Source organism: Streptomyces sp. SPB074, assembly GCF_000154905.1.
Lineage (GTDB): Bacteria > Actinomycetota > Actinomycetes > Streptomycetales > Streptomycetaceae > Streptomyces.
The window spans coordinates 2,788,836-2,800,257 of record NZ_GG770539.1 but is presented as its reverse complement, the minus strand read 5'-3'; the positions used below and the strand labels follow the sequence as shown (position 1 = coordinate 2,800,257).

9 protein-coding genes and 2 pseudogenes are annotated in these 11,422 nt (G+C 73.6%); 4 read left to right on the top strand and 7 right to left on the bottom strand.

Translation table 11 applies throughout. From position 1 onward, the window contains the following. Positions 1 to 106: 106 nt before the first annotated feature. From SSBG_RS34530 to cyc2, 5 genes and pseudogenes are all read right to left on the bottom strand, one after another. On the bottom strand, positions 107 to 769 hold the full coding sequence (locus SSBG_RS34530) for a hypothetical protein (protein WP_234010484.1): 663 nt from the start codon (positions 767 to 769) through the stop codon (positions 107 to 109). A gap of 8 nt (positions 770 to 777) precedes the next feature. Further along, the gene (locus tag SSBG_RS34525; RefSeq protein ID WP_234010483.1) at positions 778 to 1,743 is read right to left on the bottom strand and encodes a hypothetical protein; all 966 of its coding nucleotides are present in this window, start codon (positions 1,741 to 1,743) and stop codon (positions 778 to 780) included. A 172-nt stretch (positions 1,744 to 1,915) separates the two neighbouring features. Beyond that, positions 1,916 to 2,674, bottom strand: coding sequence for a DedA family protein (locus SSBG_RS32145; protein ID WP_008746311.1), 759 nt, complete (start codon positions 2,672 to 2,674; stop codon positions 1,916 to 1,918). Between the two features lie 357 nt (positions 2,675 to 3,031). Beyond that, a pseudogene (locus tag SSBG_RS36115) lies at positions 3,032 to 3,373 on the bottom strand (terpene synthase family protein); the annotation flags it as partial. 767 nt (positions 3,374 to 4,140) lie between these two features. Then, positions 4,141 to 4,794: pseudogene (gene cyc2, locus SSBG_RS36110) on the bottom strand (germacradienol/geosmin synthase Cyc2); the annotation flags it as partial. Positions 4,795 to 5,351: 557 nt separating this feature from the next. On the opposite strand from cyc2, the gene SSBG_RS11485 reads away from it, so the two are divergent. Next, a complete protein-coding gene (locus tag SSBG_RS11485; protein WP_008746309.1) occupies positions 5,352 to 6,755 on the top strand; it encodes a family 2B encapsulin nanocompartment shell protein in 1,404 nt (467 codons plus the stop codon). 76 nt (positions 6,756 to 6,831) lie between these two features. On the opposite strand, the gene SSBG_RS11480 is transcribed toward SSBG_RS11485, so the two are convergent. Then, positions 6,832 to 7,674, bottom strand: coding sequence for a DUF4232 domain-containing protein (locus SSBG_RS11480; protein ID WP_037869501.1), 843 nt, complete (start codon positions 7,672 to 7,674; stop codon positions 6,832 to 6,834). 255 nt (positions 7,675 to 7,929) lie between these two features. On the opposite strand from SSBG_RS11480, the gene SSBG_RS11475 reads away from it, so the two are divergent. Continuing rightward, complete coding sequence (locus SSBG_RS11475) at positions 7,930 to 9,429, top strand: helix-turn-helix domain-containing protein (RefSeq protein WP_008746307.1); 1,500 nt, start codon at positions 7,930 to 7,932, stop codon at positions 9,427 to 9,429. A 3-nt stretch (positions 9,430 to 9,432) separates the two neighbouring features. Here the strand turns inward: SSBG_RS11475 and SSBG_RS11470 are convergent, their stop codons facing one another. Further along, positions 9,433 to 9,765: a hypothetical protein gene (locus SSBG_RS11470; protein WP_234010481.1), complete on the bottom strand. Its 333-nt coding sequence runs from the start codon at positions 9,763 to 9,765 to the stop codon at positions 9,433 to 9,435. A gap of 101 nt (positions 9,766 to 9,866) precedes the next feature. On the opposite strand from SSBG_RS11470, the gene SSBG_RS11460 reads away from it, so the two are divergent. Continuing rightward, positions 9,867 to 10,675 (top strand): IS5 family transposase gene (locus SSBG_RS11460; RefSeq protein WP_106429290.1). Its coding sequence is split into 2 segments (ribosomal slippage): positions 9,867 to 10,215 and positions 10,215 to 10,675, totalling 810 coding nucleotides; the frame shifts between segments, so codons are not numbered across the junction. A gap of 23 nt (positions 10,676 to 10,698) precedes the next feature. Next, the coding region (locus tag SSBG_RS11455; RefSeq protein ID WP_008746305.1) for an aminotransferase class I/II-fold pyridoxal phosphate-dependent enzyme at positions 10,699 to 11,422 on the top strand (724 nt) is incomplete at its 3' end.

Genomic DNA, 11,422 nt, shown 5'->3' with positions numbered 1-11,422 from the left:
GGGAGGGGGGGAAGCCCGGCGTTCCTCGGCCCCGGCGCTCGGCCGCTCCCGCGCCCGGGCCCCGGCGCCCGCCCGCCGCCTCCGCCCCGCCCCCGTTCTCCGTCGCTCAGCCCGAGGAGAGCTGGGCCGCGATCTCCGTGTGCCAGGACGCGGTGCGCGCCGGGTCGTCGAGCGAGGCGGCCCACTCCTCCTCGCTCAGCCCGTGCTGGGCGGGGCCCGCCTTGAGGGCGACGAGGAGCGCCCGCGCCGAGGCGCGCATATCGGGCGCGGTGCCCTTGCTGCCCGGCACCGAGTCGCCCGCCGCCCGCCGGTAGATCTCCCGCGCCACCGCCTGCCGCTGTCCGTGCTCGACACCGCGCCAGAACTTGAGCGACTCCTTGAGCGCCTCCTCCTTGCTCGCCGGCTCGCGGCGCGGGGCGTCCTCGGGCGCGTACCGCTGCGGGTCGATCGCGTCGTCGTACCGCTTCTTGCCCGCGCGGCCCGCCTTGTAGAGCGCGCCGCCGAGGAGGAGCCCGGCCGCCCCGGCCGCGAGGCCCCAGCCGACCGGCGTGGTGGCGAGCCCGGCCGTCACGGCCGTGGCGATCGTCGCCGCGCCGCCCGCCGCCTTCAGGCTCTCGCCCGCCGCGCTGACCGCGAGCTTGCCCATCTTGTGGCGCTGCTTGCCGAGCGCGTAGTCCCGCGCGTCCGCGAGCGCGTTCGAGTCCTCCGCGTGCCGCAGCTCGGTCGCCGCCTCGCGCACCTGTGTCACGGCGTCGAGCGCGGAGTCCACGGCGCCGCTCAGTTCGCTCGCCAGGCCCTCGCCGCCGTCCCCCCCCACAGCCCGTCGAGCGCGACGTAGGCCCGCCCGAGCGCGAGGTGTCCGGCGCTGTTGGCCGCGCTGAGCCGCGCCAGGGCCTCGTCCGGGGTGCGCACGGGCTTGTCGAGGCCCTTCAGCGCGCTGTACTTGCGCTGGGTGAGCGCCAGCCTGCGGGTGTGGCGGCCGGCCTTCGCGGCGCCGAGGACGCCCGAGACGGCGCCGCTCGCCTCGCCGACCGTGAGGGCCTGCTCCAGCGCCTGGTTCTTCATCATGTCCTTGACGGCGCTGAGCGCGTCGCCGCCGGTGGTCGCCGCGTTGCTGACCGCGTCGGTCGGCTTGACGGCCGTCTTCTTGCGCGGCTGGTGCGAGGCCGGCCCGCTCGGGTTCGCCGCGCGGTCCTTGCGGGCCTTGTGCGCGTCGATCACGTCGAGCGAGGCGTTGACGCCGTCCGCGAGGAAGTTCTCGACGCCCACGGCGAAGCCGGAGGCCGCCGCCGCGTGGCTGATGCCGGTCTCGCCGCCGGTGGCGCCGAGGTTGTTCACGCCCGCGTTGCCGGGGATCTGGCCCCGGCTGACGAAGGCGTCGGAGATGTCGAACGACTTCTTCGCCCGGGCGAGCGCCGCCGCGATGCGCTCGCGCAGCGTCTTGCGCTCCTTCTTCACGGCGATCTCCGGGTCCGTGTGCCGTACGGCGATCTCCGGGTCCGTGTGCCGTACGGCGATCTCCGGGTCCGTGTGCCGCGCGGGGGCGGCGATCTCCGGCACGTCCGTCATGCCCGCGCCCCGCGCGCGCTGCACGGCCGCGTACGTCGCCGCGTTGCCCGCGCGGGCCTGGAGCGCGTGCAAGGGGTGCGAGGCGTGCGGCGGCAGCGCGCCGCCGCGCCGCGCGAGGAGCGGCTGCCGTACGGGGCCGCCGCGGGCGGGGATGCCGTGAACGGGGTTGCTCATACGGGGGCATCAATTCTCTGTCGCCGTGTCACATACCGGTCCTGCCGGGCACGGACTGCCTTGACGGGCCGGTCCGACAGTAGCGGTCGCGGGGGCGCCGCGGGCCGGACGCGGGGGCAGTGTGGGGGGCCGAAAGGGCGGGCCGCGGGGGGCGGCGGGGCGCGGCGGTGGCTCAGGGACGGTGGTCGCGGTGCGCCTCCTCGGGGCGCTTCCCGTTCCGTACGCGGCGGACGAGCCAGGTCACGAGGGCGGCGGCGGCCGCCGCGAGGACGAGCTCGCTCGCCAGGCCCGCGTACCGCTCCACCAGCTCCCAGCGGTCCCCGAGGAGATAACCCGCGTACACCAGAACGAAGTTCCACGCGAGACTGCCGAGAGCGGTGAGCGCCGTGAAGGCGGGCAGCGGCATCCGGGTCGGTCCGGCGGGGACGGAGACGAGACTGCGGAAGACCGGGATCATGCGGCCGAAGAGGACCGCCTTCGTCCCGTGCCGCGTGAACCACGCCTCCGTGCGCTCCAGGTCGCGGACGCGGACCAGGGGGAGGCGCGCCCAGAGCGCGTGGAGGCGGTCCCGGCCGAGCCGGGCGCCTATCGCGTAGAGCGCGAGGGCGCCGACGACGGAGCCGAGCGTGGTCCACAGCAGCGCGGAGGCGAGGCTGAGCACGCCGCGCCCGGCCGCGAACCCGGTGAGGGGCAGCACCACTTCGCTCGGCAGCGGCGGGAACAGGTTCTCCAGCGCGATGGCGGCCCCGGCACCGGGCCCGCCGAAGCGCTCCACGAGATCGGTCGTCCACCCGGTGAGGCCCCCGGAGGAGGCGGGCGCGGTGGAGGTGGCGGTCGTGCCTGCCTTCGAGGTGGCGGCGGGCGAACCGCGTCCCGCTCCCGCTCCCGCTCCCGTTCCCGGTCCGCCCGCCGGTCCCCGCCCCTCGCTCAGCGCCTCGCGCCCTGCCCCACCCGCGCCGCGCTCGTCCCGATCCCCGAGGGGTACCGCCAGGCGGGCGCCGGTTCCTCCGCGCCCCGTACCGCCGTGTGCGGCACCGCCCCGTAGGGGGGGGCAGTCCGGCAGGAAGGCGGCGTCGTAACGGCGCACGCCCCGGTGCCAGTTGAGGATGCCCGCGAGCCAGTCGCGGAGTTCGCCGAGGTAGGCGTCCATCTCGGCGATCTGCGTCCGCGTGAGGCCGAAATCCTCGTACAGCACCGGAAGTTCGTGCGCCACCGCGTGCTCGAACTGGTCGAGACGTGCCGCCATCAGGTGCTCCACCGTGCGGAACGCCGTCGGGTAGTCGCAGGCGAAGAAGTTCTCCACGACCAGGACCAGGTTGTGCAGCTCGCCCTCGTACTGCACCTCCTTCTGGTACGAGAACACGTCGTTGATCAGGCAGCCGTAGTCCGCCACCGCGTTCTCCAGCGCCCGCACCGTGCCGCTGTCGAGGACCCCCGGCGGGAGCGCCGCCGCGTGCCGCATCCGGCTGAGGCTCATGGTGAGTTCGGAGCCGAAGGTGTGGCGGCGCATCTCCAGGTAGTCCACCGGGTCGGGCACGCGGTGCTGCGCCTGGTTGCCCAGCTCCCACAGCCAGCTCTCCAGCATGTGCTCCACTCCGTCGCGGAACGCGGACCGCGTGACCGGGTCCATCGGCAGCGCGGTACGGGTCCACAGGTCGGCGAGGCGTGCTCGATCGGCGCCCCGGCGAAGCCCGCCGCGAGTGCCGGGTCGGCCAAGGGCATACAGGCCAGCAGCCGTTCGTGCAGCGCGCGGGCCGCGGGCAGGTCGCGGGGTCGGCCGAAGACGAGCGGGTAGTAGTCGTCCCCGTACGTCCCCCACGTCAGCCACTCCGCGCTCAGCTCCAGCTCCTCCGCGCTCGCGTCCGGGTCCAGCCCCGCCGAGCAGAGCGCGAAGTCGTAGCCCTCCAGCTTCTCGCGGTCCCAGATGTCGTGGAGCAGCCCCATCCGCTCCGCCCAGTCCACCGAGGCGGTGCGCGCCCGCGCGTGGTGCGGGCTCAGGCCGAGCGGATAGCCCAGCGTGAAGTCCGGGAGCAGGGAGGGGCCTTCGTGGGTGTGCGGGCGGCGCGTGTGCGCGCGCAGCCGGGCCCGCGCGGGTTTGCCGAGCGCGGCCACGAGGTGCGCCGCGCTCGTACCGAGCACGCCCGTGAGGCCGGCGGCGACGCCGGAGACCGCGCCCTCGTTCATGTAGCGGCTGGAACGCAGGTGCCACTCGTGGCCGCCCGACTGCCAGTCCTGGAGCCCCTTGACGTACCGCGCCAGGGCGGCGTTCTCCGCCGGGTCCAGGCCGTACTCGGCGCTCAGCGCCGGCAGTTCGGTCAGCGCGGTGTTCTCGAACTGCTGGAGCCGCGAGGTGAGCAGGTCGTTCACGGCCTCGGCGGCCTCCGGCGTCGTGCAGCCGAGGAAGTGCTCCAGCACCAGGACGCCGTTGCTCAGCTCCCCCTCGTCCTCCACCTCGCGCTGGTAGGAGAAGAGGTCGTTGCGCAGGTGGACGGCGTCCGAGAAGGCGTCCGTCAGGACGCGGAGGGGCCGGGTCCTGGCGACGCGCGCGGGCAGTTCGGCCCCGGCCGCGTACTCCACGAGCCCCGCCGACCACGGCGCGCCGCCGACTTTGCGGCGCATCTCGATGTACTCGACCGGGTTGGAGATCCGGCCCGCGTTGATGTTCGACAGCTCCCACAGCGACTCGTTGAGGAGGTTGCGGGTCGAGACGGCGAAGCGCTCGCGCCAGTCCGGCGACATCGCGGGGACCGTGCGCCGCCACAGGTCCGCGAGTCCCGCCTCGACCGGGTTCTCCGGCGTGGGGAAGCCGTCCGCGAGGTCCGCCGGCATGAAGGCGGGCAGCCGGTCCAGGTACGCCTTGCCGCCCGCGCGGTCCTGACCGCGCTTGAACAGCTCCAGGAAGTGGTCGTCGAAGAAGAAGACCCACACGTACCAGTCCGTGACGAGGTCCAGCGCCTCCTCGTCGCAGTCCGGGTGCGTGTAGGCGCACAGCAGCGCGTAGTCGTGCGCGTCCAGATCGCACTGCTCCCACACCCCCGAGCCCTCCAGCATCCCCATCGACCGGGCCCACGCGCGCGCGTGGACGCCCTCCGACCAGTCGCCAATTGGCGACCGCGACGACCGGGCCCACGCGCGCGCGTGGACGCGGGCCGCTTCGAGGTGCGAATTCAGCCGGGCCGGGTACGGGACGTAGAAATCGGGGAGCGTGAAGGGCTGGGCCATGGATCAACGCCAATACGCGTCGGGAATACGGACCCCCGGAGTATCGGCCACTTCCGCAAGCCCCCGCAATACATTAGGCTTTTCCGGAAAGCGGTAGCAGGTACGGCCCGGACGGGAGTCGGGGAAACGTCGACCGGAACACATTTCGCACGGGCGGGCGCTGTTTTTCGTACGGGTGACCCGCATGGGTGATCACCGGCGAAACGGCTTGACCGGTCCAGGCATTCATGCAGCTCGGGAGGGATGTGGCCGGGATACCGGCGCCGGAAACCCGCTCGCGTCGTTCACTCGTACGGACGTACGGCGATTCACGCCGCAGAGGGGTGCGGGGAAATGCGATCGGCTGTAAAAATGGCTCGGCATTTCACCGGCGCGGAGGTATTCATTTGTCCGTCCGCGCTGAAAACGAGGCACAGGAAACGCCCCAGCAGGCTCTTGGGGCGGCGGCGGCGCGCAATCTCGCCACCACCACGAAGTCCGCGCCGCAGATGCAGGAGATCACCTCCCGCTGGCTGCTCAAGGCGCTGCCGTGGGTCTCTGTGCAGGGCGGCACCTACCGGGTCAACCGCCGCCTGTCCTACTCCGTGGGCGACGGCCGCGTCACCTTCGTCCAGACCGGTTCGCAGGTCAGCGTCATCCCGGACGAGCTGCGCGAGCTGCCGCCGCTGCGCGACTTCGAGGACGCCGAGGCGCTCCGCGAGCTGGCGGCCCGCTGCGTGCAGCGCGTCCACCCCGCCGGCACGGTCATCACGACCGCCGGGGAGCCCGCCGACGCCGTCCACCTCCTCGCCCACGGCCGCGTCGCCCGCCTCGGCACCGGCTCCCACGGCGACGAGACGAGCCTCGGCCTGATCGGCGACGGCTCCTACTTCGGCGAACAGGCACTCCTGTCGGACGACGCCGTCTGGGAGAGCACCGCCCGCGCCGAGACCGAGTGCACGGTCCTCGTCCTCAGCCGCTCCGACGTCCTCAACCTCGCCGAGCGCGCCCCCGCCCTCGCCGAGCACCTGCGCCGCGCGGCACTCGTCCCCGAGCAGCGCACCGACAAGTACGGCGAGGCCGCGATCGACCTCGCCGCCGGGCACAGCGGCGAGCCCGTCATCCCGCACACCTTCGTGGACTACGAGGCGAGCCCGCGCGAGTACGAACTGTCCGTCGCGCAGACGGTGCTGAAGGTCCACACGCGCGTCGCGGACCTCTACAACCAGCCGATGAACCAGACCGAGCACCAGCTCCGGCTCACCGTGGAGGCCCTGCGCGAGCGCCAGGAGCACGAACTCGTCAACAACCGCGACTTCGGGCTCCTCGCCAACGCCGCCTACGACCAGCGCCTCCAGCCGCACGACGAGGTGCCCAGCCCCGACGACATGGACGAACTCCTCTCCCGCCGCCGGGGATCGAAGCTCTTCCTCGCCCACCCGCGCGCCATCGCCGCCTTCGGCCGCGAGTGCAACAGCCGCGGCCTCGTCCCCGAGTCGGTCGACATCGGCGGCCACCGCGTCCCGACCTGGCGCGGCGTCCCGATCTACCCGTGCAACAAGATCCCGGTGCGCGAGGACCGCACGACCTCCATCATCTGTATGCGTACGGGCGAGGAGGAGCAGGGCGTCATCGGCCTGCACCAGCCGGGCATCCCCGACGAGCTGGAGGCGAGCCTGTCCTGCCGCTTCATGGGCATCGACGAGCAGGCGATCATCTCCTACCTCGTCACCGCCTACTACTCGGCGGCGGTCCTCGTCCCCGACGCCCTCGGCGTCCTGGAGAACGTCCAGGTCAGCCGCTGGCGCTGAGCCCCGGCCCGGAGCCCGCACGAACGGCGGCCCGTACCCCCTCGGGTGGGGTACGGGCCGCCCCCGCGCCAGGTGGTCACCAGGTCAGCGCGTCACCCAGCTCGCTCTGCCAGTAGGTCACCGCGGCGTTGTCGTCCAGGTACACCTTGCCGCCCGGCGCCTTGAGCGTGACACTGCCGCCGACCGTGCCCGCGTCGTTCCTGCCCGGCATCGAGACGGTGACCTTCCGCGAGCTGCGGGAGTGCTCGCCGTCGCCGCCGAGCGCGACCGAGGCGTAGGCGTGCTCGCCGGGGTTGAGCGTCACGACCGCCTGCGGCTTCGAGTCCTCGATCCGCTGCGTGGCCGCTTGGTCCCCGTCGAAACCGACGTACGGGGCGTAGTACGCGTTGCAGGGGGCGCCCGAGGTGTTGGTGAGGGTGAGGAGAAGGTGGTTGAGGGGGCGCGAGACGGCCGAGACCTGGACCTTGCTGTTGACGGTGGTGCACGCCGTCCTGGTGGGCCCCTTCGCCGCGCCGGCCGGGGCGGAGGCGGAGGAGGCGGTTTCGGCGGAGGCGTGGGACGCGCCGCCCGTACGGTCCGTACGGGTCGTGCTGTCGGTGCTGTCGGTGCCGTTCGTGCTGCCCGTGCCCTCCGTGCCCTCCGTGCCCTCCGTGCCCTCCGTGCCCTCCGTGCCCTTCGTGTCGTGGGCCGTGCCGCCGGTGCTCGCCGCCCCGGCGTCCGTCCCGTTGGTGTCCGTCCCGTTCGTGTCCGTCTTCGCGTGCCGGCTCACCTGGGAGACGGTCGTGGCGGGGCCCGCGTCCTTGGCCGCGCCGACGCCGCCGCTCGCCTCGCCCGAGCAGGCGGTGAGCGAGAGGGCGCCGGCCGCGACGAGGCCGGCGGCGAGGGTACGGAGGGAGCGGGTGCGGGTGAAGGTGCGCATGGCGAAGCCTCTCGGGCAGTACGTGGGTGGCGCACGGTCCCCGGCGCTGTGCCCGGTGGTGCGGCCGGTCGTGAACCGGCCCCGTGCTTTGATGTCCTGAGCTTGGCCCCGCCCGTGTCCCGGCCGCCAGCACGGCGGCCCCTGACGGGACGCCGGAACGATTCCACCCCCTCTGACCTGCGCGGACGGGGGGTGCCTGGAACGGCCGGACGGGACGGCGGCGGGGGTGCGAGGACTGAGGAAAGGCGGTACGGGGTGGCTTCGGGAGCCGAGGGCGAGGCGTTCGCGGCACGGTTGAAGGAGCTCAAGGAGCGGTCGGGGCTGAGCTACGGTCAGCTTGCCAAGCGCCTCCACCTGAGCACGTCGACCCTGCACAGGTACTGCAACGGGAGCGCGCTACCGGCGGAGTTCACCCCCGTCGACCGCCTCGCCCGCCTCTGCGGCGCGGACCGCGCCGAGCTGATGGACCTGCACCGCCGCTGGCTGCTCGCGGACGCGGCGAGAGCGGCGGCCAAGGAACAGCAGGAGGCGGTACGCGGCGCGGCGGCACCGCCCGGAAAGGCGGAGCCCGGACCGGAGCGGCCCGCGCGGGCCGCCGCGAGCGGACAGCCTGAGGAGCCACGGGGGCCGGAGGCGGGGGAGGAGCCGGAGGGGCCGGAAGCTCCGGAGCGGCCCGCGTCGGCCGCCGGAGCCGCCGGAGCCGTCCGCCCCGCCGCCGCCCCGCACGAGCCCCGACCGGCATCCGCGCCCACGCCGCTGCCGGTGCCCGCGCCCGCCGTCGAGCAGCCCGGCGAGGCACCCGCCGCCGCGCCCACCGCCGCGCCCGCAACCGCCCCTCCGGCCCCCCGCCGCCCGCGCCGTACCCGCGTCGTCCTCGCCTCCGCCGCCGCCCTCGTGGTGCTCGTCGCCGGGGGCGGGATCGTGGTGGGGCGGCTCGCGGGCGGCAGCGGGGACGGGGACGGGGGAGCGGCGGCCGACGGCGCGCCGAAGGCGGGACACGCGGCGGCGCGCCGGACGGTCACGCCGAGCCGTACGCGCGAGACGCGGCCCGCGCCCGCGCGCAGCCCCTCGTCCTCGCCCACCCGCTCCTCGCCCCCGGCCCCGAGCCGCACGGCCGCCGCCCCGCCGAGCCCTTCCGCACCGGCGGTGGTCACGGGCACCCCGGTCACGGCCCGCGTCGACGCGCACGCGTGGGAGGACCCGTGCAGCCCCCGCTACCTCGTGCACGCCGACCACGAGCAGATGCCGCCGCCGCCGACCGAGGGCGACGCGGCGGGGTGGGCGCGGGCGCTCGGCGCGGTACCGGCGGGGCAACAGCGGATCGCGGTGACGCTCCAGGGGAAGAGCGCCGAGACGGTCGTCCTGAACGCGATGCGGGTGCGGACGCTGCGCAGCGGGCCGCCGCTCGCCTGGGACGCGTACATCATGGGCGTGGGCTGCGGCGGCAACGTCCCCGCGGAGGGCTTCACGACGGACCTCGACGCGCCCCGGCCCGCGCTGAAACCGTTCTCGGGGCAGCGGGACTTCCCGTACAAGGTGAGCGCGAGCGACCCCGAGGTCTTCTACGTGACGGCGAACACGGCGGCGCACGACGTGACGTGGTGCCTGGAGATCGACTGGTCCAGCGGCGACCGCCACGGCACCCTCCGCGTCACCGACGGGGGCACCCCCTTCCGCACGGCCCCCGCCAAGGACCGCCCGACGTGGCAGTGGCCGCCGGGGGACACGCGGTGGGGGCCGGAGGAGAAGGGATAGGGCTCAGTCGTCCGTCGGGGCGAGGACTTCCGCGATCGTACGGACGGTCAGGGCGCGGTCGAACCAGGTGTCGAGGACGTCGATGTCGGTGCACGCCCTGATACGGGCTTCGGCCGCCTCGGCGAAGGGGACGCCGCGGGCGTGGAGAAGCCGGAGAAGAGCGGAGATCCTTCCCTCGGCCTTTCCCTCTGCCATGCCCTCGGCCTTGCCCTTGGCCTGTCCTTCGGCTTCCCCTTCCAGGAAAGTCCGCTCAAGGAGAGTGCCGCTGCCGGGAAAGTAGCTGGCCCTCATGATGTCCTCCCAGAGTGCGCGGTGGCTGGTGTCGGTCAGCCCCATGTTCACGATATCGATACGGCGCTCGACGGGACGCCGTATCCCTTGCCGCGTCCACGCCCTAAGAAGCCATCTCATTTGGGTGACTCGGTAGTCTATGAGTCATGGTGGGGCTTGTTGAGCGGCTGGTGCCGGACGAATTGTGGCAGTTGTTCCAGCGGGTGGTGCCTGAGGCGCCGTCGCGGCCGCAGGGTGGTGGTCGGCGTCGGCACGGTGACCGGGAAGTGCTGGCCGCGATCGTCTTCGTGGCCACGTCGGGTTGTACCTGGCAGCAGCTGCCTTCGGCGTCGTTCGGCCCGTCCGGAGCGACTGCCCACCGGCGGTTCTCGGAGTGGTCGAAGGCCAGGGTGTGGGCCAAGCTCCACCGCCTGGTCCTCGACGAGCTCGGTACGCGCGGGGAGCTGGACTGGTCGCGGTGCGCGATCGACTCGGTGAACATGCGGGCCTTGAAAAGGGGGACCTGACAGGTCCGAATCCTGTCGACCGGGGCAAGTACGGGTCGAAGATCCACCTGATCACCGAGCGGACCGGTCTGCCCATATCCGTCGCAATCTCCGGTGCCAACGTCCACGACAGCCAAGCCCTTATCCCGCTCGTGAAGGGCATACCGCCTATCAGCTCCCGCCGGGGCCCCCGTCGACGCCGACCCGGAAAGCTCCACGCCGACAAGGGATACGACTACCGCCACCTGCGGCAATGGCTGTCCGGACGCGGAATCCGGCATCGCATCGCCCGCAAAGGCGTCGAGACCTCGCAGCGACTCGGCCGACACCGCTGGACCATCGAACGCACCATGTCCTGGCTCGCCGGCTGCCGACGACTCCACCGACGCTACGAACGCAAAGCCGACCACTTCCTCGCCTTCACCAGCATCGCCTGCACCCTCATCTGCTACCGCAGACTCACCAAATGAGATGACTTCTAAGCTGCCCAGCCATGACCCTCGCGTCCGCTCCCGCCGATGCCGTCTCCCGCCGGGAGCCCGCTCCGCTCGCCGCCCGTGTCGCCGCCGTCAGGTCCTCGCCCGTGCGCGACATCCTGGCCGTCACCGCGCGCCCCGAGGTGATCAACTTCGCGGGCGGGCTGCCCGCGCCGGAGTTCTTCGACGTGGCGGGCGTCGCCGCCGCCTTCGCCGCCGTGCTGGGCGAGGTCGGGAGCGGCGGCAAGGCACTCCAGTACGCGACGACCGAGGGCGAGCCGGTGCTGCGCGCCGCGCTCGCCGCCCGTATTACCGCGCGCGGGCTGCCCACCGAGGCCGGCGACCTGCTCGTCACGACCGGTGCGCAGCAGGGCCTGCACCTCGTGACGAGCGCGCTCGTGGAGCCCGGGGACACGGTGCTGGTCGAGAGCCCCTGCTACCTCGCCGCGCTCCAGGTCTTCGCCTTCGCCGGGGCGCGCGTCGTGCCCGTGCCCTGCGACGCCGACGGCGTGGACCCGGACGCGCTCGCCGCGCTCGCCGCGCGCGAGCGGCCGAAGTTCTTCTACTCCGTGCCGACCTTCCAGAACCCCACCGGGCGCACGACGCCCGCCGTCCGCCGCGCGGCCGTCGCCGCCCTCGCCGCCCGGCACGGCTTCTGGCTCCTGGAGGACGACCCGTACGGGGAGTTGCGGTACGAGGGCGCGCGCGTGCCCTGGCTCGCGACGTACCCGGGCGCGGAGG